Below are 23,818 nucleotides of genomic sequence, written 5' to 3'. Positions count from 1 at the left end.
TCCGCCCTATTGGGGTGGTCGGAACCGCCCCGAGGTTGCCGAATCCGCAATCCTGCGCGCCACGAAACTGTTTCGCGGAAGCAGTAGGCGCGCAACCCGGGTTTCCCGACAAGACAAGGGAGAACGAAATGAAGAACCTTCTGCTTACACTCACGGCGGGTGTCGCCGGGACGGCGCTGCTGGCCGGCGCCGCGCAGGCCGACACGTTGCGCCTGCTCACATGGGGCGGTTACGCCCCCGAGAACGTCATCGAGAAATTCGAGGCCGAAACCGGCCACACCGTCGAAGTCACCATGTCCAACAACGAGGAAATGATCGCCAAGCTGCGCGCCACCGGCGGCGGCGGCTTCGACCTCGCCCAGCCGAGCCAGGACCGCATCAAGGGCCCGCAGGAGGAATTCGGCATCTACAAGCCGATCGACCTGTCCAAGATCGACGCGGATCAGTTCACCGCATCCATGCTCGAGGCGACCAAGGCGAACTCGACCGTCGATGGCGAGGTCTACGCCGTGCCGCATATCTGGGGCACGAGCGGGCTGATCGTGAACAAGGCCGAGGCCGAGGGCGTGAAGGATTACACCGACCTCTGCAATCCCGACCTCGAGGGCAAGGTGTCCTACCGCCTGAAGCGCCCGACGCTGATCGCCTTCGCGTTCTCGATGGGGATGGACCCGTTCGAGGCCTACGGCGACGAGGACGCCTATACCGAGATCATGGAGAAGGTCGAGAAGAAGCTGATCGAGTGCAAACCCGTCGTCAAGACCTACTGGTCCGGCGGGGATGAGCTTCTGAACCTCGTCCGCTCGGGCGAGGTGGTCGCGGCGATGGCGTGGGATACCGGCGGCTGGAAGCTGAACGCCGACAACGCGGACATCAACTTTGTCGCACCAGCCTCGGGCGCGCTGGGGTGGATCGACACCTTCGTGCTTCCGGCCAAGGGCAAGGCAGACGACGCCGCCTATGACTGGATCAACTTCGTGATGCAGCCGGAAGTGGCGGCGATGATCACTGAATCGGCCGGCAACTTCACCGCGTCCAAGGGCGCGGACGAATACGCGTCGGACACGCTGAAGGCGCAGTACCAGGGCAGCTTCTCGCCCGAGGCGGTGGACAACATCAAGTGGTATCCGCCAGTCCCCGCCGGGCTCGAGGCGATCGAGGGCGGCATCCTCGACCGCGTGAAGGCGGCGCAGTAAACAATACATGGCGGGCGGCCCCGAAAGCTGGGCCGCCCCATCCTGCAAGACGGAATGCCCATGATCCCCGACCTCGAATGCACCGGCCTGACCCGCCGCTTCGGCGAAACGCTGGCGGTCGACGACGTCTCGTTCTCGGTGCCGGCGGGGTCGTTCTTTTCCATCCTCGGCCCCTCGGGCTGCGGCAAGACGACGATCATGCGGATGATCGCCGGTTTCCTGGAGCCCACGTCGGGGGATATCGCGATCAAGGGCCGCTCGGTCCTTGACGTCGCGCCGAACAAGCGCCCGGTGAACATGGTGTTCCAGCACCTCGCGCTGTTCCCGATGATGAACATCGAGGCCAATATCGGCTATGGCCTGCGCCGCGCGGGCATGTCCAAGGGCGACATCGCGCGCAAGGTCGACGAGGTGCTCGACCGGATCGGCCTGCCCGGCATCGGCAAGCGCAAGGTCGATGAACTTTCCGGCGGGCAGAAACAGCGCGTCGCCATCGCGCGGTGCATGGTTCTGGAGCCGGACGTGCTGCTGCTCGACGAACCGTTGGGCGCGCTCGACCTCAAACTGCGCGAACGCATGAAGATCGAATTGAAATCGCTCCAGGCGGCGTTCGACACCACCTTCGTCTACATCACGCACGACCAGTCCGAGGCGCTGGTCATGTCCGACCACATCGCCGTGATGAACAATGGTCGCTTCGAGCAGGTCGGCGCCGGTCAGGATCTCTACTATCGCCCCGAAACGGCCTTCGTCGCCGGGTTCGTGGGCGACAGCAACCGCTGGCGCGGCACGGTGGAGCGCGTCGCGGGCGACGCGGTGGAACTGCGCACCGAGACGGGCCTGACCATGCGCGCCGCCGCCAAGGGGCAGGCCGCCAATGGGGGCGCCGTCGACATCTTCGTGCGCCCCGAGGCGATCCGCCTCGCGCGCGAGCCCGGCGACCTCGCGGGGTTCGACAACCGGCTGTCGGGAACCGTGGGCAGCCTGCTCTTCAACGGCGCCGCCAGCCGCATCATCGTGGAAAGCGGCGAAGCGGGCGGCGAAATCGAGGTCACCCTGCCGCAATCCGGCGAATTCGCCGACCTCAAACGCGGCGCGCCGGTGCATGTCGGCTGGTCCGCGGCGCAGGCGAACTGCTTTGCCGCGAACGGGGGCTAGGGGCATGGCGGCGCATGCGCGCATCGGCTTCGTCCTGCTCCTGATGCCGATCCTGCTGTGGCTGGTGCTGCTGATCATCATCCCGCATGTCGACATGCTGCTGATCTCGCTGCGCGAGCGCGTCGGCGTGGGCGAATACCGGACCAGCCTCGCCAATTACGTCACCATCGCGACCGAGCCGCTCTACATGCGCACCTTCATGCGCACGGCGGTGATGTCGGTCCTGGCGACGCTGATCACGCTGCTGATCGCCTTTCCGGTCTCCTATTACATCGCCAAGATGGCGCGCGGGCGGGTGCGTTCGGTGCTGTTCCTGCTCTGCCTCATCCCGTTCTGGGTGTCCGAACTGGTGCGCACCTTCGGCTGGATGATCCTGCTGCGCGAAACCGGCGTGATTTCGCAATTCCTGCAATGGGCGGGGCTGGTCAGCGGTCCGGTCGAGATGCTCTATAACGACGCGGCGATCATGGTGGGTCTCGTCTATACCTCGATGCTGTTCATGGTGGTCCCACTTGTGACGACGCTCGACAGCCTCGACGATTCGGTGATCGAGGCGGGGTATGACCTTGGCGGCTCGGGCTGGTCGGTTATGCGCGAAATCGTGATCCCCCACGCCGTGCCGGGGATCGTGTCGGGCTGCATCGTTGTCTTCATGCTGAGTCTTGGCAACTACCTGACGCCGACCATGCTGGGCGGCAAGGACAGCCTCTGGTTCACCGAGATGATCTATTCGCAGTTCATCGTGCGCTTCAACTGGGAGTTGGGCGCGGCCTTCGGCTTCATGCTGCTGTTCGCGTCCTCGGTGATCGTCTGGGGGATGCTGCGCCTGACCGGGCAGACGCTGGAAAGGACAATGGGCTGATGATCCCGACGATCCCCTCCCCGCGCGCGCTCAACCTGATCTGGACCGGCTACGTCGCGCTGTTCTTCGTCTACCTGACGCTGCCGCTGGCCGTGGTCGCGGTGTTCGCCTTCAACGACAGCCAGTTCCCGTCCCTGCCCTGGGAGGGGTTCACCCTGGACTGGTTCTTCGGCGACGCCGCCCCCAAGATCGGCGTCTTTCACGAACGCAGCATCCTTGGCGCGATCGGCACCTCCGCGCTTGTCGGGGTGTGCGTGGCGACCCTGTCGGTCGCGGTGGGCACGTCGAACGCCTTTCTCTTCAACCGCTACAAGTTCCGCGGGCGCGGCCTGCTCTATGTGCTGATGCTGCTGCCGCTGGTGGTGCCGGGGATCGTGCTGGGCATCTCGATCCTGGTGTTTTCCTCGACCGTCGCCAACGAGCTGTGGGACGCCGCCCAGATCGACGCGGAGTTACTGCGCCCCGGCCTCGTGCTGGTGGTGCTTGGGCAGTTCTCCTTCATCACCACCATTGCGACGCTGGTGATTTCCGCGCGGTTGCAGAAATTCGACACGACGCTGGAAGAAGCGGCGCTGAACCTCGGGGCGAACCGGCTGACGGCGGTGCGCACGGTGACGGTGCCGTTCCTGATGCCCGCCATCGTCGGCGCGGCGGTTGTGGCGTTCCTGATGAGCTTCGAGAACTTCAACACCACGCTCATGCTGGTCGGCTCGGACGCGCCGCTGACCATCGAGATGTTCGACCGCCTGAAGGAAGGCTCGACCCCGCTGCTGAACGCGGTTTCGCTGTTGCTGATGCTCGGCTCTTCCCTGCTGGCGCTGATCCTGATCGCGTTCCAGCGCCGCAGCTGAAGCGCGCCATCGCGCCGCCGGCCAGTCGCAGGCCGCGGTGAACCGGATTTCGCAACGCGGGCTCCAGCGCGCGCGCTGGACAACGGGCGGCCGCGCGCCTAAGTCATGCTGATGGCCAAAGACAGTGAAAAATCCAACTACAAGGTGATCGCCGAGAACCGTCGCGCGCGCTACGATTACGCGATCGAGGACGACGTCGAATGCGGCATCGTGCTCGAGGGGTCCGAGGTCAAGTCGCTGCGCGCGGGCGGCGCCAACATCGCCGAAAGCTACGCCGCCGTGGACGAGGGCGAACTGTGGCTGGTGAACAGCTACGTCGCCCCCTACGAGCAGGCCAAGACCTTCGGCCATGACGAGAAGCGGCGGCGCAAGCTGCTGGTGTCAAAGCGCGAATTGGCGCGGCTCTGGAACGAGACCCAGCGCAAGGGCATGACGCTGGTGCCGCTGGTGCTCTACTTCAACCACCGCGGCAGGGCGAAGCTCAAGATCGGCATCGCCAAGGGCAAGAAGAACGTCGACAAGCGCGCCAGCGAAGCCAAGCGCGACTGGAACCGCCAGAAGCAGCGTTTGCTGAAGGATTACGGCTGAGGCTGATCCGGGAGGGCGCGCATGGATCTCATCATCGGCATGATCTCGGGCGCGCTCGGCGCCGCTGTCGCGGGCGGCGTGTTCCGGAGGCTGAGCCTCGGGACGCTGGCGACCGCGACCCTCGGCATTCTCGGGGGCGGCGCCGGGGCGCAACTGCTCTCGACGCTCGGCGGCGGCGACGTGACCGGCGCCGGCGGCGCGACCCTTGGCGGGATCGTCGGGCAGATCGCGGCAGGCGGCCTCGGCGGCGCCGCCGTGCTCGCCACCGTCGGCGCGCTGCGCAACGCCATCGGCAAATAACCGACGCGCGGCGAAACGGGGTCCTGGCGGTCTTGCCTTGCCACCCTGCGGGCGATACCCAAGGCAGGTATTGCAAAGCGGGGGAGCGAGATGCCCAAGGACGATCCCAAGACCCTTGTTTCGACCGAGTGGCTGGCCGCTCATCTCCAGGACCCGGATCTGCGCATCCTGGACGCGAGCTGGTATCTCCCCGCCGCCGAACGGGACGCGAAGGCCGAGTATGACGAGGCCCATATTCCCGGCGCGCGATTCTTCGACATCGACGAGATTTCCGACAGCCGGTCCGAGCTGCCGCACATGGCTCCCAGTCCCGAGAAGTTCATGTCGCGCCTGCGCGCGATGGGCGTGGGAGACGGGCACCAGGTGGTGGTCTATGACGGCGCGGGGATATTTTCCGCCGCGCGGGTCTGGTGGCTGTTCCGGCTGATGGGACAGCGGAACGTCGCCGTGCTCGACGGCGGCTTTCCCAAGTGGCGGGCCGAGGAGCGCCCGACCGAGGACATGCCCCCGATGGTGCGCGACCGGCACATGACCGCGCGCCGCCAGAACCAGATGGTCAAGGACGCCACCCAGGTCGCCGCCGCCGCCAAGCTCGGCGATCACGCGATCATCGACGCCCGCGCGCCCGACCGTTTTCGCGGCGACGCGCCTGAGCCGCGCGAGGGGCTGCGCGCCGGGCACATCCCCGGCGCGCGCAACGTGCACTACGCGACGCTGCTGAACGAGGACGGCACGATGAAGGAGCCGGACGCCCTGCGCGCCGCCTTCGAGGCCGCCGGCGTCGATCTATCCCGACCCGCCATCACCACCTGCGGGTCGGGCGTCACCGCCGCGATTCTCAACCTCGCGCTGGAACGGATCGGCAAGACCGACCATGCGCTCTATGACGGGTCCTGGACCGAATGGGGCGCCTCGCCCACCGTGGCCGTGGCGACCGGCGACGCCTGATGCTGGGCGCGCTGCGGGATCAGCCGGCGGACAAGATCCTGACGCTCATGCAGACGTTCGCCCAAGATCCGCGCGCCGACAAGATCGACCTCGGCGTCGGCGTCTATCGGGACGCCGCCGGCGCAACCCCCATCATGCGCGCCGTCAAGGAAGCCGAGCGCCAGTGGTGGGAGGAAGAAACCACCAAGAGCTATCTTGGTCTCGTCGGCGATCCGGGTTTCGCCGACGCGATGACGGAACTCGTCCTCGGCGACGCGGTCGGGCGCGAACAGGTGGCGGCGGCCGGCACGCCGGGGGGCACCGGCGCGGTGCGCCAGGCGTTCGAGCTGATCCGCATGGCCAACCCCCGCGCCCGCGTCCACGTGCCGGACCCGACATGGCCCAACCACCTGAGCATTCTCGCCCATCTCGGGATCGAGGCCGTCCCCTACCGCTATTTCTACGACGCGACAGGCGGGGTCGACGCGGATGGCATGCTGACCGATCTCGCCTGCGTCCCGCGCGGCGACGTCGTGCTGCTGCACGGCTGCTGCCACAACCCCACCGGCGCGGATCTGAACCCCGCCGAATGGCGGGCGGTGGTCGACACGCTCAACCGCACCGGCGCCACGCCGATGATCGACATCGCCTACCAGGGCTTCGGCGACGGGCTCGACGCGGACGCGGCGGGCGCGCGGATGATCGCCGGGCGCTGCGCGGAAACGCTCATCGCCGCCAGTTGCTCCAAGAATTTCGGCATCTACCGCGAACGCACCGGCATCCTGCTGGCGGTGGCCCAGGAGAGCAGGCTGCGCGCCGTCGCGCAGGACAACCTCGCGCATCTCAACCGGCAGAACTATTCCTTTCCGCCAGATCACGGCGCGCGGTTGGTGACGAAGGTGCTGGGCGATGCGATGCTGCGCGCCGAGTGGCAGGCCGAACTCGAACGAATGCGCCGCTCCATGCTCGGCCTGCGCGCGCAGTTGGCGGAAGAGTTGCGGCGCCTGTCAGGGTCGGACCGTTTCGGCTTTGTCGCGCAGCACCGCGGCATGTTCACGCTGCTGGGGCTCAGCCCGGCGCAGGTCGCCCGGCTGCGCGAAGAGCATGGCGTCTACATGCTGGGCGATAGCCGGATCAACGTGGCAGGGCTCTCTGAACGCACGGTCCCGGTGTTGGCGCGCGCGGTGGTCGAGGTGAGCGGCTGACAAGCGCCCTGGCCCGGCCGCCTGCCGCGCGGGTGCTTCGCGATCATCCTCTGCATCAGCGCGATAGACTGGCGGCGCCCTCTCGCCGGACAGATAGGCGAGCGCGGCGGCGGTTCAGAAATCCGTCGGCGCGCCGCCCTCGGCCTTGCGCCGGGCCACGAAGTCTACCAGTTCCTCGCGGATCGCCTCATCCATCGGCGGCGGCTCGAAGCTAGCGATGATGTCGTGGAAGGTCTGGTGCGCCCGCGCGGCGGTCCAGACGGCGCCGGCGGATTCCCATGCCTCGTAGTTGCGCCAATCGCTCAGGAACGGCTGGTAGAAGGCGGTGGTATAGCGGTCCTGCGTGTGCTGGATGCCAAAGAAGTGCCCCTGCCCACCGACCTCGCGCACCGCATCGATGGCGATCTCGTCCGGGCCGGTCGCGGTCAGCATCGGGTCCATGTAACGCTGGATCTGCTGGAGGATCTCGCAATCCATGATGAATTTCTCGGGACTGGCGATCAAACCGCCCTCGAGCCAGCCGGCCGCGTGATAGACCATGTGCGCCCCCGCCTGCACCGCCGACCAGAGACTGTTCGAGGTCTCCCACATCGCCTGCCCGTCCGGCACGTTGGCCGCGCAGACGCCGCTGGCGCGCATCGGCAACCCGTAGAACCGCGCCATCTGTCCGGTCATCTGCGTCGCGCGCATGTATTCCGGCGTCCCGAAGGCCGGCGCGCCCGATTTCATGTCCACGTTCGAGGTGAAGGTGCCAATCGCGCAGGCCGCGCCCGGGCGGATGAGCTGCGCCAGCACCACGGCGATCAGCGCCTCGGCGATGCTCTGCGCCACGGCGCCGGCCATCGTGACCGGCGCCATCGCGCCCGCGAGCGTGAAGGGCGTGACGACAAGCCCCTGGTTGCGCCGCGCCAGCCGCATCCAGCCGTCGAGCATCGGGTGGTCGTGCTTGAGCGGCGAGGTCGAGTTGATGTTGGTGTACATCTTCGGCCCCGAGTCGAACTCCGCGTCCGAGTGCCCGCCGGCGATGCGCACCATCTCCATCACGTCCTCGACCCGCTCGGCCCCGAGGCAGTAGGCATGCGCCACCTTGTCGGTCAGCGTCATCTTGTCGAAGAGCACGTCGAGATGGCGGACGCTTGCGTGGACGTCCTGCGGCTCCACCGGGTAGCCGCCGACGAAATGGATGCAGTTGAAATACTGGCTGAGCTTCAGCAGGTTCGCGCACATCTCGCGGTTGCCGGTGACCTTGCGGCCCAGCCCCATGTCCCAGTAACTCGGCGGCGAGGACACGTTGCCGAAATTCATGTGCCGCCCGCCCATCGTGATTTGGCGCGCGGGATTGCGCGGGGTGACGCTCCACTCGGGCGGGGCCTTGGCGATCTGCTCCATCACGAAGTCGCGACCCATCCGAACCTTGTCGCCGTCGATCGCGCAACCGCCCGAAGCGCGGAATATCTCGACCGCTTCCGCGTTCAGTATCTGTATCCCGATCTCTTCCAGGATGCGCATCGCGCCGTCATGGATGGCGGCGATGCCGTCCTCGTCAAGCGGTTCGGTCGGGCGGTCAAGGTTGATGGGCGGCGCCCACGGCATCTGCTCGATCGCGGCCGTGCCGCGCCGGTCCGCGGCGCCTGCGCGGCCCCCGCTGCGTTTCCTGCGTCTGTTCCCGGTCATCTCATGCTCCCGTCATGCGGCCTGAGCCAAGACAAGCACGCACGGACCGGCGCGAGTTTCCGGTTTCCGACGAATGATGTCGGTTTCGCGCAGCCGTCCCGTCACGCGCGCCCCGGAGATCGCGCGCATTTCCCGTTCCGGTTTCTTCAGCGAAAAATCCTGCCGCGCGCCATCCGCCTGCGCTCGTGCAGCAGGTAGAGCGCGAGGCTGCCGACCACGATCGCCCCGCCAAGCAGCATCGCCGGCCCCACCGCCTCGCCCAGCGCGAGCCAGACCCAGACCGGCCCAAGCACGGTTTCGAGCAGCATCAGCAGGCTCACGTTCGAGGCCGCCGTGTAGCGCGACGCGACCGAGAGCGAAAAGAACGACGCCGGCACCACCACCGCCGCGGTCAGCAGGATCGCCCAAACCCGCCCGTCCAGCAGCGCCGCCGGACCGACCACCGACGTGCCGATCGCCCCGGTGCAGAACGCGCCCACGCAGAACAGCAGCGCGATCGGCAGCTCGGGGCGCGCCCGCAGCACGACGAAGTTGATCGCCAGCACCATCGCGACGCCCAGCCCCGCCAGCGCCCCCAGCGCCGAGGCGAGGTCGAACCCGATCCGCTCGCCCTGCCCGCCGAACACCGCGATGCCGATGCCCGTCATCACCGCAACCGTCGCCGCCCAGGTGGCCGGGCGCGCCCGCTCTCCGGTCAGCAGGCGCGATCCCAACGCGGCGAAGACCGGCACGGTCGCGATGCCGAACAGCACCACGGCGGCGGGCGCGGTGGCGATGCCGGCGCTGAAAAGCGTCGAATTGAGGCACTGGCAGCCGATGATGAGCAACCCGAACCCGCTCAGCGCCGCGCGCAGGTCGGCGCGGCGCGACCGGCTCAGCAGCAGCCAGCCGATCAGCATCACCGCGCCCATGCACAGGCCGCGCCAGGCCATCATCTGCGGTCCGTTCATGTAGGAAAGACGCATCAGCATCGCGTCGGGCGACAGGATCAGCGCCCCGAAAAGCGCGAGGCCTAGGCCGAAGAACGGATGCTGTCTCACCCGGTCAGCCAGCCCGGGATATGCCCGATATCGGGCAGCACGACGTCGGCATGCGGGGCGAGGTCGTCCTCGTCCGCCATGCCGGTCAGCACGCCCACCGTGTGCATGCCCGCGCGCCGCCCGGCCAAAAGGTCATGCGTGCTGTCGCCCACCATCGCGGCGCGCGCCGGCGCGATGTCCACGGCGCGCGCGAAGGCGAGAAGCGGGCCGGGATCGGGCTTGGCCCCGTGGCCCGAATCGAACCCGGCGATGAAATCGAACCGGTCGAGCACGCCGGCGCTCTTCAGGTGCGCGCGCGCGCCGTACTCGGTGTCGTTGGTCATCACGCCCAGCCGCAGCCCGCGCCCGCGCAACCCGTCGAGGAACGGCCCCAGAGGCACCGCCGGGGCGAGCGGGATGTCGGCCGAGCTCAGCATCATCTCGTGCTCGATCGCGTCCACGTCGGCGCCCGGCATGACCGCCGCCAGCGCCTCGGCGCCGTCGCGGTTGGTGGCCGCGATCATCGGGCTGTCGCGGCGGAAGGCCTCCGCCTCGAGGTCGAAATCCACCGCCCGCGCGAGCGTTCCGCGCGACACGCCGTGCGTTTCGGCCAGCCTCGCGATGAGCGCGGCCGTCCAGGCCGACCAGGCGGTGTGGAAGTCGAACAGCGTGCCGTCCTTGTCGAAGACGATTCCGCCGATATCATGCGCGCCGCTCATGTCCAGCTCATCTCCTGCCCGCCGGGCAACGCCATGCGGGCGCGCGCCGGCGCCTCGGGCGCCAGCCCCTCCGCCTCGCAGAAGGCGATCACCCAGGCGTCGTCCATCATCACGAAATCGAGCACCGCGCCGAGAAAGGCCGGGTCCTGCGCGCCCTCGCGCAGGTCCGCCTCGGTCGCGCCGCTCGCGCCCATGAAGACCGGCAGCAGATCTTCGTTCCCGATCAGCCAAGCGAGGCAGCGCAGGCCGACGGTCTCGGCGGCTTCTTGCTTCTGAGGCATTCGGCAGGACTCCCGGAAAGGTTTTCTTAACTTCTGACATGGATAGTCGGAGAAGCGAAAAGGGCAAGTCAGAAAGGCGCCAGCCCATGTCAGGGAACATTCTGATCGTCGACGCGGTGACGACCAACAGGATCATCCTGAAGGTCAAGCTCGCTTCCGCGCATTTTTCGGTGACGCAGGCGGCGTCGGCCGATGACGCGCTGCGCTTGGCGGCGCGGACCGCGCCCGACATGATCGTGGCGAGCGCGGCCCTGCCCGGCGACGCCGCCGCCCGGCTGATCGCCGCGATCCGGGCGCGGCCCGCGCTCGCCTGCGTCCCCATCGTCCTGCTGCTGCCGGAAGACACCGAAACGGCCCGCGTCGCGGCCCTGCGCGCCTGCGCGGACGAGGTGATCGCGCTGCCCATGGACGAACGGATCATGCTGGCGCGCATCCGCAGCCTCCTGCGCCAGCATCACGCGCTCGAGGACATGCGCCTCAACGCCGGGGCCGAGGGCGCGGACGGTCTGGCCGAGGCGCGGGGCGGTTTCGCCGCGCAGGGACGCATCGCGCTCATTGCCGGGAACCGCGCCGCCGCCATCGCGCTGCGCGCACGGCTCGGGCCCGGCACGGGGCATGCGCTGTCCATCCTCGACGCCGACCTGCCGATGATCGCGCAGACCGGCGTGCGCACGCCGGACATATTCGCCGTTCTCGTCGGCCCCGCCGCGCAGGATGCGGGCATGCACGCGATCGCCGAATTGCGCGCCTCGCCCGTCACGCGCCACAGCCGCATCGTCGCCGTGGTCGAAAGCGGCGCGGCGCAACTCATGGCCGCGCTGCTGGACATGGGGGCGAACGACGTGGTGAGCGACCGCGCCAGCGCGGCGGAACTGAACCTGCGCCTGCGCGCGGAACTGCGCCGCAAGCAGTTCTGCGATCACCTGCGCGAACGCATCCAGGACGGGTTGCGCGCGGCGGTGATCGACCCGCTGACCGGGCTGCACAACCGGCGTTTCGCGCTGCCCTTCCTTGAACGGCTGGCGGCGGCGCCCGCCGGGGGCAGGCCCTTCGCGGTGATGGTCGCCGATCTCGACCACTTCAAGACGATCAACGATACCCACGGCCATGCCGCCGGCGACAAGGTGCTGGCGCATGTGGCCGGCCTCTTGCAGCGCAACCTGCGCGAGGAGGACATGATCGCCCGCATCGGAGGCGAGGAGTTCCTGATCGCACTGCCCGACACGCCCTGCGACGAGGCGCGGCGCACCGCCGCGCGGCTCTGTCGGGCGGTGCGGGAACACCCGCTGACGGCGCTGCCGGGGACCGGGCCGATCACCGTCACGGTCAGCATCGGCGTGACGCTTGTCGCTCCTCGCCATGGCGCCCCGCCGCCGCGCATCGACGCATTGCTGGAAGAGGCGGATCGCGCGCTCTACGCGGCCAAGGCGCGCGGGCGCGACACGGTCAACTACAGCGAACGTTCCGCCGCCTGAGCGCGCGGCGGCGCGGCGCCCGACCGGGCGGTGGCAGACGCCCGCGATGATCCCGCGCGGCCCGGTCCGCCGTGCAATGGCCGCCATCGCGCGCACCCGAACCGCCGAGCCGGGCCGCCGACTGGATTTTACCGTCAAGTATGCATAAACCGCGCCGCGGATTCGCGACATGACGCCGCGCGGCCCGATTGTCCCCTTTTCTTTCGCCGCGCGATCCCCCACTTTGCATGCATCACCCAAAGAGGCCCGCATGACCCAACAGCCCACCATCATTGCCGCCGCCGCCGGCGAGGAGGAACGCGAACTCTGGCCCGCGCTGCGGCGGGGTTTTCGCCGCAAGTGTCCTTGCTGCGGCTCCGGCCCGCTGATGAAAAGCTATCTCAAGGTGCGCGACACCTGCACCGTCTGCCGCGAGGATCTGTCGCATCATCGCGCCGATGACGGGCCGGCCTATCTGACCATCCTGATCGTCGGGCACCTGATGGCGCCGCTGCTGATGTTCGTGTTCACCCGGTTCCGACCCGAGCCGCTGGTGCTGTTCACCATATTCGCGGTGGGCTGTGTGGGCCTCTCGCTCTACCTGCTGCCGCGGCTCAAGGGCGGCATCGTCGCCTTCCAGTGGGCGCGGCACATGCACGGCTTTGGCGCGCCGCGCTAGGGGCCGTCGTGACGACGCCGGACAAATCCGCGCTGCGCGACGCATCGACCGTCATCGTCCTGCGCGGCGGGGCCGATGATCCGCATGTCCTGATGGGCCAGCGCGGCGACAAGGCCGCCTTCATGCCGCGCAAGTTCGTCTTTCCCGGCGGCGCCGTCGATCCGGGCGATGCGGAGATTCCGCTGTTTCGACCGCTGCCGCCGCTCTGCGCCGAGCGGCTTTGCGAGGATTGCGCGCAGGATCGCTCGCACGCGCTCGCCGCCGCTGCGATCCGCGAACTCTGGGAAGAGACCGGCCTGATCCTCGGGCGCCCCGCGGATTGGCGCGGCCCGGTCCCGCCGGACTGGCGGGGCTTTGCCGCTACGGGCCATGTGCCGGACGCCGCCGCGCTGCAATTCGTCTTTCGCGCCATCACCCCGCCGGGGCGCCCGCGCCGCTTCGACGCGCGCTTCTTCCTCGTCAACGGGGAGGACATCGCCAGCGACCTCGACGATTTCAGCGCCGCCTGCGAAGAGCTGTCGCACCTGCAATGGGTGCCGCTGCGCGACGCGCGCCGGGTGGACCTGCCCTTCATCACCGAGGTGGTGCTGGCCGAGGTCGCCGCGCGCGCGCACGACCCGGCGCCGCCCGCCTCGGTCCCGTTCTTCCGCAACGACGACGAGGAAAGCCTGTTCCTGCGGCTCAGGGGACGATCGCCACTATCACCACCGACAGAGTGATGAGCGCGATTCCCAACGCTTCGCGCGCGCTGATCCGTTCTCCGAAGAAGAGAACGGAGGCGGCGAGCGAGAAGATCACCTCGACCTGCCCCACGGCGAAGACGTAGGCCGCCGATTGCAGCGTGAAGGCGGTGAACCAGCAGAGGCTGCCGCCGAGGCCGGTAATCCCCATCCAGATGGCCGTGCGCCGCGCGGCGAGCACGCGGACGAGTTCCCCCCGGTCGCGCCAGGCGAGCCAGACGGTCATGGCGCAGGTTTGCGCCGCAGTGACCGCCGCCAGCGTGACCAGCGCGCGCGCCAGCGGATCATTGCTCGCGATTTCCAGCGTGGCGCCGCGGTAACCCACTGCGGAGATGGCGAAAAACGCGCCCGACAACAGGCCGAGCCCGGCCGCCGGGTTGAGAATGCGCCGCCGCCAAGGCGCGCCGTCGCCGCCGGGCATGTCCGACAGGATCAGCACGCCCGCGAGGCCGAGGATGATCGCGCCCATCCCCGGCGCGCCGATCCGGTCGCCCAGCACGATGAGGCCGACAAGCGCGGTCTGCACTACCTCGGTCTTCTTGAACGTGATCCCGACCGCGAAATTGCGCCGCGCAAAGAGCGCCACGACACACCATGTCGCCAGTATCTGCGCGAGACCGCCGGACAGCGCGAAGAGCCAGAAACGCACTGAAGAGGCAGGAAAATCCGCCCCGGACCAGAGCAGGTAGGCCGCCGCGAGGACGGCCGCGAGCGGCATCGCGTAGGCAAAGCGCGCATAGGTCGCGCCCATCGCCGACAGCGCGCCCATGCTGAGCGTTTTCTGCAACATGAAGCGCAGCGTCTGGAAACCGGCAGCGGCGATGGAGAGGATGATCCAGGCGTCCATCGCCGCGCTATGGACGCGATTTAGTCGCGGGTCCAGTGCGGATGCGGCACCGGGTCCTTGGCGCGCAGGAAGTAGCGGCGGAAGATCTGCGCGTAATTTGTATAGACATAATCGTCGTTGCGCCGCAGGTAATGGCCCCGGTTGCGGGCGTAGACCTGCGGCAGCCGGTACCACGGCTCCTGGGGGTGCATGTGATGCACGACGTGGTAGTTGTTGTTGAGAAACATCAGCGCCAGCGGCCCGCGATCCTCGATCACCACGGTGCGCCCGCTGCACCGCTCATGCGCGCGGTGTTCGAGGAAGGTGCGGATCTTGAGGATCGACAGCCCGCCATAGGCGCACACGACGTAGGCCCAGAGCGGCATCGCCGCATATTGCACCCAGATCAGCACCGGGATCACCGCCGGGACGTGCCAGAGCCAGCCGGCAAGCGCCCCGCGGTCGCCGGCGCGGATCGACCGCCAGTCGGCGTGCATGAACATGATCTGCCCGACCAGCGGCCCGACGACCATGCGCCCCAGAAGCGTGTTGTTGAACATCAGCACCGCGCGCAGGGGGCGCGGCAGGCGCGACCAGACGGCGGGGTCCATGTAGTTCGATTCCGGATCGTCATAGGGATCGGTCAGCAGCGAATCCTGGTGATGCGCAAGATGCAGGTCGCGGAAGCGCCCGTAGGGCACGAAAAGGCCGAGACAGGGAAAGACCAGCATCTCGTTAAGATGACGATTGCGGAACGGGTGGCCGTGCAGGACCTCGTGGCTGAGCGAGGAATGCTGCGCGATGGCCAGCATCGCCAGCGCCATGCCGAAGGGCAGCCAGAGTGCCGCCGCCCATGTCGTCGCCAGCGCCCAGAGCGCGTAGGTTCCCGCCAGCATCGCCAGCGTCGGCCATTCCACCGGGCGCCTAGACATGCGCGATTCCCCAGCGGATGCGCGCCCAGATGCGTTCATAGATCACATAGGCGGCGAGGCCGATCCCGGTGTTGATGAGCGCCATCGCGCCGCCAACCGCCATGGATCCGGTCATCAGCAACCCGACCAGCGCCATTGTCCCAAGACCGATTATGTTCCAGACCACTGCCTTGACCAGCGTCCGCCCGGGCCGTTCCATTCCGTCCTCTTCGATTTCCCCAATGTATGTCATTGGTTTAGCCGGGGCGCGGGCGGCGGGGCATTCCGTATGTAGTTAACATTCTTCTGCATCCGTGATATAAATCACCATATGATGAAAATAACCGACAAACGCGCCCGCGCGCTGCTGTTCCGTGCCCGCCTCAACGAGGCGATGCGCAGCCGCGACACCAACCAGAGCGCACTGGCCCGCGCCGTGGGCGTGGACCGCTCGACCATCTCGCAGCTCATGTCCGGGGACAGCCCGCGCCTGCCCAACGCGCAGGTGGTGGGCGAATGCGCCCGCGTGCTCGGGGTGTCGGCGGACTGGCTGCTGGGGCTGACCGACCGGCCGGAGACGGCCGCCGACATGCTGGCCAATTCGCTGGCGCTGACCGAGGCCCCGCGCGCGCTTATCGACGAGCAGATCTTCGCCTGGCACAAGGAGGCGGCGGGCTACAAGATCCGCCACGTCCCCGCCGGGCTGCCCGACATGCTCAAGACGCGCGCGATGCTGGAATGGGAGTACGCGCCGCATCTGGGGCGCAGCACCGACCAGGTGATCGGCGCCTCAGAAGACCGGATGACGTGGATGCGCGGGACGGAATCCGACTACGAGATCGCCCTGCCCGAGCACGAGCTGACGAGCTGCGCGCGCGGCGACGGATACTACCGCGACCTGCCGGCGGAAATTCGGCGCGAGCAGATCTCGCATCTGGCGGAAGTGTCCGGGCAGCTCTATCCGCGGTTGCGGCTTTATCTCTTTGACGCGCGGCGGGTGTTCTCCGCGCCGGTCACGATCTTCGGGCCGCTACTGGCGGTGATCTATATCGGGCGTAACTACATGGCGTTTCGCGACACCGAAAGAGTGCGCGCGCTGACCGAGCATTTCGACCATCTGGTTCGAGAGGCGTCGGTGACAGCGCGGGAAATGTCGCATTATGTGAAAAACGTCCGGTAGCCGTGCGGAAAACTCTTGATCGGATGACTAAGATAGGTGAGATTTTCTCCGATTGCACCGACTAAAAGACAATCCAGGTTCTGACGGGTGCGCGCATTTCGGACTATTGGCGTCATTATCCTGCCAAAGTTCGTCTATAATGGCTGTGCGTCTGCTCGCGATATTACCGCACCGGAGAAATAGATGCTCGATTACCTCTTGATTGCCGCGCTGGCGGTTCTCGCCCTCGGCAACCCAATGGCCCGCGCGCTTCATGCGCGACGAATGGGCCAATTTCGCAGGATGTTCAGCCGAAATCACGAGTGAGCGCGCAAAGAGTCATCCGAAATTCCCTATCGGCGTCAACGCGATGACAGACTGCATCGATTTCTTTACTACCTAAAAGATTTTCGACAATTGCTATTGCATCAGAAAGCCATTGGTGCCACGATCAATGCAACCAAAAGAATAGCAGTACACTACAGGCACACCCACCAACCCGCGCGAACCCTGCCTGAAGTTCGCGAAACGATATGTTCCGGCATCCCCGCCGGACAGCCGGATGATGTCGTCATCGGGGCCGATGGCAATATACATGCGGTTTGCCCCCACCTCTTCACGCCCGCGCAGGCAAGATATGCGGAGTATCGAGATGCAGAGTTTCCTTGGCAGTTTCCTGAGTATCGGCACGGGTATTGTGCTCTTCACGCTTGCGGCATACGGGCTGCAAGGACACGAATTCGGCGCGCATAACATCGTGACGTCGCTGCTGCGCCCGTCGGGATACGGCGCCGGGCTCGACACGTTCTACCTGGTGGTGTTGGGCGCGCTGGGGTTCTGGCTGACCTCGGGCCTTTTCGTGCAGGTGGCGTCGGGGATCGCGCTTGGGCTCGTGATGGGCAAGCTCGTCCTTCTGGGCGAAGTGCTGAGCCTGCATTCGGTCGCAGCCCTCGGGCTGGCGCTGGCGCTGACGGCGATCCTGCTGCGTCTCGTGGCGCCGCCGGAGACCGGGCGACCGGCGCAACACCGCCAGTCGCAGTTCTGGTTCCGCTGATCGCGCCGCGCGCCTAGTAGGGCATCGGATGCGCCCGGTGGGCGGCGTCGATGTCGCGCAGCACTTCGTCCGGCAGGGTCACGTCCGCGGCCCCGAGCGCAAGGTCAAGCTGCGCAGGCGACGTCGCGCCGAAGATCACCGAGGCGGTGAACGGGCGCTGCGCCACCCAGGCCAGAGCCATCTGCACCGGGTCGAGCCCGTGCCGCGCGGCGATGTCGAGATAGGCCTGCACCGCGTCCGGCATCCGCTTGGTCACGCGCCCGCCAAGGTCCGCCACATAGGTCATGCGCGAGCCGGGCGGCACGGCGCCGCCCTGGTATTTGCCCGTCAGAAGCCCCGCCGCCAGCGGCGAGAAGGCGAGCAGGCCCACGTCCTCATGCACGCTCAGCTCCGCGAGATCGGTGTCATAGAGACGGCAGAGCAGCGAGTATTCGTTCTGAAGCGACGCCATGCGCGGGCCGCGCCCCGCCTCGGCCAGACGCAGCCATTGCGCCGTGCCCCAGGCGCTTTCGTTCGACAGGCCCACGTGGCGGATCGTGCCGCGCTCGACCTCGCGCTCCAGCGCGCCGAGCGTGTCCTCCATGTCGGCAAGCACGCGGGCGGTGTTCTGCCCTGAAGGGTCATAGGTCCAGTTCTGGCGGAACATGTAGCTGCCGCGATTGGGCCAGTGCAGTTGATAAAGATCGATATGGTCGGTTCGCAGCCGCTTCAGCGATCCTTCGACCGCCGCGCGGATCGTTGCGGGCGAAATCGGCGCGCCGTCGCGCACGACTTGGTAGCCCTCGCCGGATATCTTGGTGGCGAGGATCACGTCATCGCGCCGCCCGGTCCGAGCGAACCACGAGCCGATCACCTCTTCGGTACGGCCCTGGGTTTCCGCGCTCTTGGGGTTGACGGGGTACATCTCGGCGGTGTCGATGAAATTCACGCCAGCGTCGAGCGCGCGGTCGATCTGGGCGTGGCCTTCGGCCTCGGAGTTCTGCGTGCCCCAGGTCATCGAGCCAAGGCAGAGTTCGCTCACCCTCAGTCCGGTGCGGCCTAACGGGTTCATCTTCATCGCGCGTCCTTTCACACTGTCCGCGCGAACACTATGGGGATTGCGCCGGAGGGGGAACCGCGCGAAGGGGCCGCGAGGCGACAAAAGCGACATGGTCGTGTCGAATCGGCATGGCGCACCGCGCCGGCCTCGGGCAATCTGCCCGCATCATGCGTACGATCATTTCCTTTGCCGCCCTTTTCCTGTCCGTCATCCTCATGCAGCTTTCATCCGGGGGGCTTGGGCCGCTCGACGCGCTGAGCGGGCTGGCGCTGGATTTCTCCACGGCGCAGATCGGACTGCTGGGCTCGGCGCATTACATGGGATTCTTCATCGGCTGCTGGTGGGCGCCGCGGCTGATCGGGAGCGTCGGGCATTCCCGCGCCTTCGCGGCGCTGACGGCGGCGGGCACGATCGGGCTGATCCTGCACATGGTGGTGATAGATCCCTACGCCTGGGCGTTGATGCGGGTGGCGATGGGGCTGTGCGTGGCCGGCTGCTACACGGTGATCGAGGCGTGGTTGCAGGCCAAGGTCACGAACCAGACGCGCGGGCGCACGATGGGCGTCTACCGGGTCGCGGACATGGGGGCGTCGCTGGTGGCGCAGATGCTGATCTCGGTGCTCGAGCCGGCCTCCTACATCTCGTACAATATCCTCGCGCTGTTCTGCTGCGCCGCGCTGTTGCCGATGACGCTGACCAAGGTGCGCCAACCCGAAACCCCGAGCGCGCCGCGCCTTCGGCCCCGCTTCGCCATCGCCTGTTCGCCGCTGGCCGTGATGGGGGTGATCGTCGCCGCGCTGTCGAGCGCGACCTTCCGCATGGTCGGCCCGCTCTACGGCCAGCAGGTCGGGCTGGCGGTCGAGCAGATCGCCTGGTTCCTGGCCGCCTTCGTGCTGGGCGGGGCGCTTGCGCAATACCCGGTGGGCTGGCTTGCGGACAAGTACGACCGGCGCAGCGTGCTGATCGCGCTTTCGCTGGCGGCGATCGTGTCCTGCATCGCCACCGCGACGCTGCCCGATCTCGGCACGACCGGCGTGATGTGGGCGGCGTTCTTCTTCGGGCTGACGTCGTTCCCGATCTTCTCGGTCTCGACCGCGCACGCCAACGACTTCGCGCAGAGCGACCAGCGCGTCGACCTCGCCGCGGCGCTGATGTTCTTCTACGCAGTGGGCGCGATCGCGGCGCCGCTTTTCGCCTCCTACCTGATCGAGATCTTCGGCCCCGCGGCAATGTTCGTGATGATCGCCGCGGGACACGGCGTCCTCATCCTCTTTGGCGTAAGCCGCATGCGCGCGCGCCCCACACAGTCCCGGCGGACGCGCTATGTCTGGGCGCCGCGCACCTCCTTCACCATCGGCCGCCTGACCCGCGGCGGCCGCGACGCCGACTGACCGCGCCGCGCTGGCGCCTGCGCGTCACCTGCGCTAAACGGGGCGCAACGCAGCAATGGCAGGCAATACATGGCACGGCATCTGATCACTTCGGCGATCCCCTACATCAACGGGATCAAGCACCTGGGCAACCTCGTCGGCAGCCAGCTGCCCGCCGATCTCTACGCCCGTTACCTGCGCGCGCGCGGCCATGAGGTGCTGTTCCTCTGCGCCACTGACGAACATGGCACGCCTGCCGAACTCGCGGCCAAGAAAGCCGGCAAGCCGGTGGCGGAGTACTGCGCCGAGATGTGGGGCGTGCAAAAGCGGCTATCCGACGGGTTCCGGCTCAGCTTCGATCATTTCGGGCGCTCCTCCAGCCCTCAGAACCACGCGCTGACGCAGCATTTCGCCGGTCGTCTGGACGAAGCGGGGCTGATCGCGGAAGTGGTCGAGAAACAGGTCTATTCCATCGCCGACGGCCGGTTCCTGCCGGATCGATACATCGAGGGCACCTGCCCCAACTGCGGCTACGACAAGGCGCGCGGCGATCAGTGCGAGAACTGCACCAAGCAGCTTGACCCGACCGACCTGATCGACCCGCGCAGCGCTATTTCCGGCTCCACCGACCTCGAGGAACGCGAGACCAAGCACCTTTACCTGCGCCAGTCCAACATGCGCGGCGCGCTGAACGACTGGATCGACAGCAAGACGGACTGGCCGGTGCTCACCACCTCGATCGCGAAGAAATGGCTCAACGACGGCGAGGGGCTGCGCGACCGCGGCATCACCCGCGATCTCGACTGGGGCATCCCGGTCAAGCGCGGGACCGAGGACTGGCCGGGCATGGAAGGCAAGGTGTTCTACGTCTGGTTCGACGCGCCCATCGAATACATCGCCTGCGCCGGCGAATGGGCCGAGGCGCACGGATTGCCGGACGCCAAGTGGGAACGCTGGTGGCGCACCGACAAGGGCGCGCATGACGTGCGCTATACCCAGTTCATGGGCAAGGACAACGTGCCCTTCCATACGCTGAGCTTCCCGGCGACGATCCTCGGCTCCGGCGAGCGCTGGAAGCTCGTCGATTACATCAAGTCATTCAATTACCTCAACTATGACGGCGGCCAGTTCAGCACCTCCCAGGGGCGCGGCGTGTTCATGGACCAGGCGCTCGATATCCTGCCGGCCGATTACTGGCGCTGGTGGCTGCTGAGCCACGCGCCGGAATCCTCGGACGCGGAATTCACCTGGGAGAATTTCCAAGGGGACGTGAACAAGGATCTGGCCGACGTGCTGGGCAATTTCGTCAGCCGCGTGACCAAGTTCTGCCGCTCGAAATTCGGCGAGAGGGTGCCGGCGGAAGGCGCGCCGGGCACCGAGGAAGAGGCGCTCACCCGCAGTCTCACCACCCGCATCCGCGCCTATGAGGGGCACATGGAGGCGATGGAGATCCGCAAGGCCGCGGCCGAGCTGCGCGGCATCTGGGTGGCGGGCAACGAGTACCTGCAATCGGTCGCGCCCTGGGCCACCTTCAAGGAGGATCCCGACCGCGCTGCGATGCAGATCCGTCTCGCGCTGAACCTGATCCGGGTCTACGCGGTGCTGAGCGCGCCCTTCATCCCCGACGCCGCGCAGGCGATGTTGGCGGGCATGCAGACCGAGAACGACGGCTGGCCCGAGGATGTGCCGACCGCGCTCGAGGCGCTGCGTCCCGACCACGCCTTCACCGTGCCCGAGGTGCTGTTCGCCAAGATCTCGGACGAGCAGCGCGAGGAGTGGCAGACGCGGTTCGCCGGCGGGCGCGGATAGCGCGCAACGGGCGGAAAGCCGCCAAGCGGGGAACGCGGGGCTTGCCTTCGGGGGGCGTGACGGGGTTTTTCGTCGGCAGGGAAACTTCGGAGATTTCGCCCGCCATGCTCTTGCGCCTATGTTCCGCCGCCGCGCTCGCGCTTCTCGCCGCCTGCGGCTCCGCCCCAAGGGAACCGGCGGGCGCCGCGCCCGCGCTCTACCCGAACGAGACGCCGGAACTGCGCAAGATGATCAACCATTTCGCGGATGTCTACGAGGTGCCCCGCCCGCTGGTGCACAAGGTCATCCAGCGCGAGAGCGATTATCGCCCCGCGGCGCGCAACGGCCCCTATTACGGCATGATGCAGATCCTGCCCGCGACCGCGCGCGGGATGGGCTTCGTCGGCGACGCGAGCGACCTGCTCGATGCGGAGACGAACCTCACCTACGCGGTGAAATACCTGCGCGGCGCCTGGCTGGTGTCGGACGGGGACATGGAGGAGGCCGTGATGTGGTACGCGCGCGGGTATTATTACGAGGCCCGCGACCGCTGCCTGCTGGTCGCCACCGGGCTGCGCGAACGCGAGGTGGCGCGACACTGCCGCTAAGGCTCAGCCGCGCAGCACCGCGCCGGGGTTCATGATGCCCAACGGGTCGAGCGCGGCCTTCACCGCGCGCATCGCCGCGAGCTTGGCGGGGTCGCCGTAGCGTTCCAGATCCTCCACCTTGAGCCGGCCGATGCCGTGTTCGGCGCTGACCGAACCGCCGAAGCCGTGGACGAGGTCATGCACCGTCGCCTTGACGGTGTCGCGCGCGCCCAGGTGTTCGGCGCGGTCGTGGCCGCTGGCGGGGAAGACGTTGTAATGCAGGTTGCCATCGCCCAGGTGGCCGAAGCAGTTGACGCGGAAATCGCCCAGCCGCGCGATCGCCTCTCCGGCGCGGGCGATGAAATCGGGGATCGCGCCCAGCGGCACCGAGATGTCGTGCGAACTCACCGAGCCGATCAGGCGGTTCGCCTCGGGGATCTGTTCGCGCAACTCCCAGAAATCGTGGCGCTGCGCCTCGGACTGCGCGATCAGCCCGTCATGCGCCAGCCCGGCCTCGAGCGCCTCCTCGAAGATGCGCTCGAGCACCCCGGCGGGGGCGAGGCCGCGGGCGAGCCCGAGGTCGATCAGCACCAGCCAGTCGGGCGGCTCCGCGAAGGGCTGGCGCAGATCCGGCATGGTCTCGGCCAGGAAGCGCAGGCCCTGCCCGCTCATCAGTTCGAACGCGCTTACCCCTTCGCCCGCATGCGCGCGGGCGAGCGCCAGCAGGGCCAGCGCGGCGCGGGGGTCTTCGACCACCATCAGCGCGGTCCCCTCCTCCGCCGGACGCGGAGCGAGCATGAGCGCGGCGGCGGTGATGACGCCGAGCGTGCCCTCGGCGCCGATCAGCAGGTTGCGCAGGTCATAGCCCGTGTTGTCCTTGCGCAGCCGTTTCAGCCCATGCCAGACGCTGCCATCGGGCAGCACCGCCTCGACCCCGAGGCAGAGATCGCGCGCGTTGCCGTAGCGCAGCACGTTGACCCCGCCGGCGTTGGTCGAAAGCAACCCGCCGATCCGCGCCGAACCCTTGGCGGCGATGCTGAGCGGAAACAGGCGATCCGCCTCCTGCGCGGCGTCGTGGATGTCCGACAGGATCGCGCCGGACTCGACCACCATCACGTTTTCCTCGGGATAGATCGCGCGCGTCGCGGTCATCCGCTCGAGGCCGAGCACGATGGGCGCGGGGCCGTCCGGGCAGACCTGCCCGCCGACGAGGCCCGTGCCGCCGCCGTAGGGAACGACCCCGACCCGGTGCTCCGCCGCCGCGCGAATGGTCTGCGCGACCTCCTCAACGGTGCGCGGCAGGACGAGCGCGCCGGCCTGCCCTAACCAGCGCCCGCGCGGTTCCTCGAGGTAGCGCGGCGCCACCTCGCGCAGCGCGTCCTGCGGCAGATCCGCGACACAGGCCGCGCTTACCGGGTTGAGGTCCGTCAT

27 protein-coding genes are annotated in these 23,818 nt (G+C 67.7%); 17 read left to right on the top strand and 10 right to left on the bottom strand.

The features are described 5' to 3' along the window. Positions 1–128 precede the first annotated feature (128 nt). The 8 genes from D6850_RS02225 (at position 129) to D6850_RS02190 (ending at position 7,087) form a co-directional block, all read left to right on the top strand. A complete protein-coding gene (locus D6850_RS02225; protein WP_121163429.1) occupies positions 129–1,196 on the top strand; it encodes an extracellular solute-binding protein in 1,068 nt (355 codons plus the stop codon). A gap of 60 nt (positions 1,197–1,256) precedes the next feature. Next, positions 1,257–2,354: an ABC transporter ATP-binding protein gene (locus tag D6850_RS02220; RefSeq protein ID WP_121165029.1), complete on the top strand. Its 1,098-nt coding sequence runs from the start codon at positions 1,257–1,259 to the stop codon at positions 2,352–2,354. A gap of 4 nt (positions 2,355–2,358) precedes the next feature. Beyond that, positions 2,359–3,216 (top strand): ABC transporter permease, encoded by an 858-nt coding sequence (locus D6850_RS02215; RefSeq protein ID WP_121163428.1) that lies wholly within the window; start codon positions 2,359–2,361, stop codon positions 3,214–3,216. Further along, the gene (locus tag D6850_RS02210; RefSeq protein WP_121163427.1) at positions 3,216–4,067 is read left to right on the top strand and encodes an ABC transporter permease; all 852 of its coding nucleotides are present in this window, start codon (positions 3,216–3,218) and stop codon (positions 4,065–4,067) included. The genes D6850_RS02215 and D6850_RS02210 overlap by 1 nt, the downstream gene beginning before the upstream one ends. 111 nt (positions 4,068–4,178) lie before the next feature. Then, a complete protein-coding gene (gene smpB, locus D6850_RS02205) occupies positions 4,179–4,655 on the top strand; it encodes an SsrA-binding protein SmpB (protein WP_121165027.1) in 477 nt (158 codons plus the stop codon). Positions 4,656–4,676: 21 nt separating this feature from the next. Beyond that, the gene (locus D6850_RS02200) at positions 4,677–4,955 is read left to right on the top strand and encodes a hypothetical protein (RefSeq protein ID WP_121163426.1); all 279 of its coding nucleotides are present in this window, start codon (positions 4,677–4,679) and stop codon (positions 4,953–4,955) included. 90 nt (positions 4,956–5,045) lie between these two features. Then, on the top strand, positions 5,046–5,903 hold the full coding sequence (gene sseA, locus D6850_RS02195) for a 3-mercaptopyruvate sulfurtransferase (protein WP_121163425.1): 858 nt from the start codon (positions 5,046–5,048) through the stop codon (positions 5,901–5,903). Beyond that, the gene (locus D6850_RS02190) at positions 5,903–7,087 is read left to right on the top strand and encodes an amino acid aminotransferase (RefSeq protein ID WP_121165025.1); all 1,185 of its coding nucleotides are present in this window, start codon (positions 5,903–5,905) and stop codon (positions 7,085–7,087) included. The genes sseA and D6850_RS02190 overlap by 1 nt, the downstream gene beginning before the upstream one ends. A 114-nt stretch (positions 7,088–7,201) precedes the next feature. Here D6850_RS02190 and D6850_RS02185 read toward each other — a convergent pair whose 3' ends face one another. The 4 genes from D6850_RS02185 to D6850_RS02170 form a co-directional block, all read right to left on the bottom strand. Then, positions 7,202–8,761 (bottom strand): trimethylamine methyltransferase family protein, encoded by a 1,560-nt coding sequence (locus tag D6850_RS02185; RefSeq protein ID WP_121163424.1) that lies wholly within the window; start codon positions 8,759–8,761, stop codon positions 7,202–7,204. A 146-nt stretch (positions 8,762–8,907) separates the two neighbouring features. Then, positions 8,908–9,801 (bottom strand): DMT family transporter, encoded by an 894-nt coding sequence (locus D6850_RS02180; RefSeq protein WP_121163423.1) that lies wholly within the window; start codon positions 9,799–9,801, stop codon positions 8,908–8,910. Next, entirely contained in the window at positions 9,798–10,499 is a 702-nt protein-coding gene (locus D6850_RS02175; RefSeq protein WP_121163422.1) for an HAD family hydrolase, read from the bottom strand. Before D6850_RS02175 ends, D6850_RS02180 begins: the two co-directional genes overlap by 4 nt. Further along, the gene (locus tag D6850_RS02170) at positions 10,496–10,780 is read right to left on the bottom strand and encodes a DUF3572 domain-containing protein (protein WP_121163421.1); all 285 of its coding nucleotides are present in this window, start codon (positions 10,778–10,780) and stop codon (positions 10,496–10,498) included. Before D6850_RS02170 ends, D6850_RS02175 begins: the two co-directional genes overlap by 4 nt. An 86-nt stretch (positions 10,781–10,866) precedes the next feature. Between D6850_RS02170 and D6850_RS02165 the strand changes: the two genes are divergently transcribed. The 3 genes from D6850_RS02165 to D6850_RS02155 all read left to right on the top strand — a co-directional run bounded on the left by D6850_RS02165 (position 10,867) and on the right by D6850_RS02155 (position 13,632). Next, positions 10,867–12,255, top strand: a complete 1,389-nt coding sequence (locus D6850_RS02165; protein ID WP_166433968.1) for a diguanylate cyclase — start codon at positions 10,867–10,869, stop codon at positions 12,253–12,255. Between the two features lie 250 nt (positions 12,256–12,505). Beyond that, on the top strand, positions 12,506–12,913 hold the full coding sequence (locus D6850_RS02160; protein WP_121163419.1) for a DUF983 domain-containing protein: 408 nt from the start codon (positions 12,506–12,508) through the stop codon (positions 12,911–12,913). Between the two features lie 8 nt (positions 12,914–12,921). Next, entirely contained in the window at positions 12,922–13,632 is a 711-nt protein-coding gene (locus D6850_RS02155; RefSeq protein ID WP_121163418.1) for an NUDIX hydrolase, read from the top strand. On the opposite strand, the gene D6850_RS02150 is transcribed toward D6850_RS02155, so the two are convergent. Genes D6850_RS02150 through D6850_RS02140 form a run of 3 tightly spaced genes read right to left on the bottom strand, consistent with a single transcriptional unit; the run spans position 13,595 to position 15,610 of the window. Beyond that, positions 13,595–14,500 carry a DMT family transporter gene (locus D6850_RS02150; RefSeq protein WP_121163417.1) on the bottom strand — a complete coding sequence of 302 codons (906 nt, stop codon included), beginning with the start codon at positions 14,498–14,500 and terminating at the stop codon, positions 13,595–13,597. The two genes, D6850_RS02155 and D6850_RS02150, sit on opposite strands and share 38 nt — an antisense overlap. Before the next feature lie 20 nt (positions 14,501–14,520). After that, the gene (locus D6850_RS02145) at positions 14,521–15,411 is read right to left on the bottom strand and encodes a fatty acid desaturase (protein WP_121163416.1); all 891 of its coding nucleotides are present in this window, start codon (positions 15,409–15,411) and stop codon (positions 14,521–14,523) included. After that, positions 15,404–15,610 (bottom strand): DUF2061 domain-containing protein, encoded by a 207-nt coding sequence (locus D6850_RS02140; protein WP_121163415.1) that lies wholly within the window; start codon positions 15,608–15,610, stop codon positions 15,404–15,406. Before D6850_RS02140 ends, D6850_RS02145 begins: the two co-directional genes overlap by 8 nt. Positions 15,611–15,721: 111 nt before the next feature. Between D6850_RS02140 and D6850_RS02135 the strand changes: the two genes are divergently transcribed. Together D6850_RS02135 and D6850_RS19815 are read left to right on the top strand one after the other, a co-directional pair. After that, positions 15,722–16,570 carry a helix-turn-helix domain-containing protein gene (locus tag D6850_RS02135; protein ID WP_121163414.1) on the top strand — a complete coding sequence of 283 codons (849 nt, stop codon included), beginning with the start codon at positions 15,722–15,724 and terminating at the stop codon, positions 16,568–16,570. Between the two features lie 183 nt (positions 16,571–16,753). Beyond that, positions 16,754–16,876: a hypothetical protein gene (locus D6850_RS19815; RefSeq protein ID WP_281272550.1), complete on the top strand. Its 123-nt coding sequence runs from the start codon at positions 16,754–16,756 to the stop codon at positions 16,874–16,876. Between the two features lie 93 nt (positions 16,877–16,969). Here D6850_RS19815 and D6850_RS19390 read toward each other — a convergent pair whose 3' ends face one another. Next, entirely contained in the window at positions 16,970–17,146 is a 177-nt protein-coding gene (locus D6850_RS19390) for a hypothetical protein (protein WP_166433967.1), read from the bottom strand. Between the two features lie 40 nt (positions 17,147–17,186). Here D6850_RS19390 and D6850_RS02130 point away from each other — a divergent pair, with 40 nt between their 5' ends. Continuing rightward, complete coding sequence (locus D6850_RS02130) at positions 17,187–17,603, top strand: hypothetical protein (protein WP_121163413.1); 417 nt, start codon at positions 17,187–17,189, stop codon at positions 17,601–17,603. Positions 17,604–17,616: 13 nt separating this feature from the next. Here D6850_RS02130 and D6850_RS02125 read toward each other — a convergent pair whose 3' ends face one another. Beyond that, positions 17,617–18,660, bottom strand: a complete 1,044-nt coding sequence (locus D6850_RS02125; protein ID WP_121163412.1) for an aldo/keto reductase — start codon at positions 18,658–18,660, stop codon at positions 17,617–17,619. A gap of 149 nt (positions 18,661–18,809) precedes the next feature. Between D6850_RS02125 and D6850_RS02120 the strand changes: the two genes are divergently transcribed. The 3 genes from D6850_RS02120 to D6850_RS02110 all read left to right on the top strand — a co-directional run bounded on the left by D6850_RS02120 (position 18,810) and on the right by D6850_RS02110 (position 22,408). Next, entirely contained in the window at positions 18,810–20,033 is a 1,224-nt protein-coding gene (locus D6850_RS02120) for an MFS transporter (RefSeq protein WP_121165023.1), read from the top strand. A gap of 69 nt (positions 20,034–20,102) precedes the next feature. Continuing rightward, the gene (gene metG, locus D6850_RS02115) at positions 20,103–21,821 is read left to right on the top strand and encodes a methionine--tRNA ligase (RefSeq protein ID WP_121163411.1); all 1,719 of its coding nucleotides are present in this window, start codon (positions 20,103–20,105) and stop codon (positions 21,819–21,821) included. Between the two features lie 104 nt (positions 21,822–21,925). Beyond that, on the top strand, positions 21,926–22,408 hold the full coding sequence (locus tag D6850_RS02110; protein WP_121163410.1) for a lytic transglycosylase domain-containing protein: 483 nt from the start codon (positions 21,926–21,928) through the stop codon (positions 22,406–22,408). A gap of 3 nt (positions 22,409–22,411) precedes the next feature. On the opposite strand, the gene D6850_RS02105 is transcribed toward D6850_RS02110, so the two are convergent. After that, positions 22,412–23,818, bottom strand: coding sequence for an FAD-binding oxidoreductase (locus D6850_RS02105; RefSeq protein ID WP_121163409.1), 1,407 nt, complete (start codon positions 23,816–23,818; stop codon positions 22,412–22,414).

It is taken from the genome of Roseovarius spongiae (assembly GCF_003651245.1).
Classification (GTDB): Bacteria; Pseudomonadota; Alphaproteobacteria; order Rhodobacterales; family Rhodobacteraceae; genus Roseovarius; species Roseovarius spongiae.
The sequence above is the reverse complement of the archived record's forward strand: the minus strand, read 5'-3'. Positions and strand labels throughout refer to the sequence as shown.

What these genes read in the sequence shown, in the direction of transcription:
- D6850_RS02225 (WP_121163429.1), top strand. Translation starts at nt 129, where the DNA reads ATGAAGAACCTTCTGCTTACACTCACGGCGGGTGTCGCCGGGACGGCG.
- D6850_RS02220 (WP_121165029.1), top strand. Translation starts at nt 1,257, where the DNA reads ATGATCCCCGACCTCGAATGCACCGGCCTGACCCGCCGCTTCGGCGAA.
- D6850_RS02215 (WP_121163428.1), top strand. Translation starts at nt 2,359, where the DNA reads ATGGCGGCGCATGCGCGCATCGGCTTCGTCCTGCTCCTGATGCCGATC.
- D6850_RS02210 (WP_121163427.1), top strand. Translation starts at nt 3,216, where the DNA reads ATGATCCCGACGATCCCCTCCCCGCGCGCGCTCAACCTGATCTGGACC.
- smpB (WP_121165027.1), top strand. Translation starts at nt 4,179, where the DNA reads ATGGCCAAAGACAGTGAAAAATCCAACTACAAGGTGATCGCCGAGAAC.
- D6850_RS02200 (WP_121163426.1), top strand. Translation starts at nt 4,677, where the DNA reads ATGGATCTCATCATCGGCATGATCTCGGGCGCGCTCGGCGCCGCTGTC.
- sseA (WP_121163425.1), top strand. Translation starts at nt 5,046, where the DNA reads ATGCCCAAGGACGATCCCAAGACCCTTGTTTCGACCGAGTGGCTGGCC.
- D6850_RS02190 (WP_121165025.1), top strand. Translation starts at nt 5,903, where the DNA reads ATGCTGGGCGCGCTGCGGGATCAGCCGGCGGACAAGATCCTGACGCTC.
- D6850_RS02185 (WP_121163424.1), bottom strand. Translation starts at nt 8,761, where the DNA reads ATGACCGGGAACAGACGCAGGAAACGCAGCGGGGGCCGCGCAGGCGCC.
- D6850_RS02175 (WP_121163422.1), bottom strand. Translation starts at nt 10,499, where the DNA reads ATGAGCGGCGCGCATGATATCGGCGGAATCGTCTTCGACAAGGACGGC.
- D6850_RS02170 (WP_121163421.1), bottom strand. Translation starts at nt 10,780, where the DNA reads ATGCCTCAGAAGCAAGAAGCCGCCGAGACCGTCGGCCTGCGCTGCCTC.
- D6850_RS02165 (WP_166433968.1), top strand. Translation starts at nt 10,867, where the DNA reads ATGTCAGGGAACATTCTGATCGTCGACGCGGTGACGACCAACAGGATC.
- D6850_RS02160 (WP_121163419.1), top strand. Translation starts at nt 12,506, where the DNA reads ATGACCCAACAGCCCACCATCATTGCCGCCGCCGCCGGCGAGGAGGAA.
- D6850_RS02150 (WP_121163417.1), bottom strand. Translation starts at nt 14,500, where the DNA reads ATGGACGCCTGGATCATCCTCTCCATCGCCGCTGCCGGTTTCCAGACG.
- D6850_RS02145 (WP_121163416.1), bottom strand. Translation starts at nt 15,411, where the DNA reads ATGTCTAGGCGCCCGGTGGAATGGCCGACGCTGGCGATGCTGGCGGGA.
- D6850_RS02140 (WP_121163415.1), bottom strand. Translation starts at nt 15,610, where the DNA reads ATGGAACGGCCCGGGCGGACGCTGGTCAAGGCAGTGGTCTGGAACATA.
- D6850_RS02135 (WP_121163414.1), top strand. Translation starts at nt 15,722, where the DNA reads ATGATGAAAATAACCGACAAACGCGCCCGCGCGCTGCTGTTCCGTGCC.
- D6850_RS19815 (WP_281272550.1), top strand. Translation starts at nt 16,754, where the DNA reads ATGCTCGATTACCTCTTGATTGCCGCGCTGGCGGTTCTCGCCCTCGGC.
- D6850_RS19390 (WP_166433967.1), bottom strand. Translation starts at nt 17,146, where the DNA reads ATGTATATTGCCATCGGCCCCGATGACGACATCATCCGGCTGTCCGGC.
- D6850_RS02130 (WP_121163413.1), top strand. Translation starts at nt 17,187, where the DNA reads ATGCGGAGTATCGAGATGCAGAGTTTCCTTGGCAGTTTCCTGAGTATC.
- D6850_RS02125 (WP_121163412.1), bottom strand. Translation starts at nt 18,660, where the DNA reads ATGAAGATGAACCCGTTAGGCCGCACCGGACTGAGGGTGAGCGAACTC.
- D6850_RS02120 (WP_121165023.1), top strand. Translation starts at nt 18,810, where the DNA reads ATGCGTACGATCATTTCCTTTGCCGCCCTTTTCCTGTCCGTCATCCTC.
- metG (WP_121163411.1), top strand. Translation starts at nt 20,103, where the DNA reads ATGGCACGGCATCTGATCACTTCGGCGATCCCCTACATCAACGGGATC.
- D6850_RS02110 (WP_121163410.1), top strand. Translation starts at nt 21,926, where the DNA reads ATGCTCTTGCGCCTATGTTCCGCCGCCGCGCTCGCGCTTCTCGCCGCC.
- D6850_RS02105 (WP_121163409.1), bottom strand. Translation starts at nt 23,818, where the DNA reads ATGACGGACCTCAACCCGGTAAGCGCGGCCTGTGTCGCGGATCTGCCG.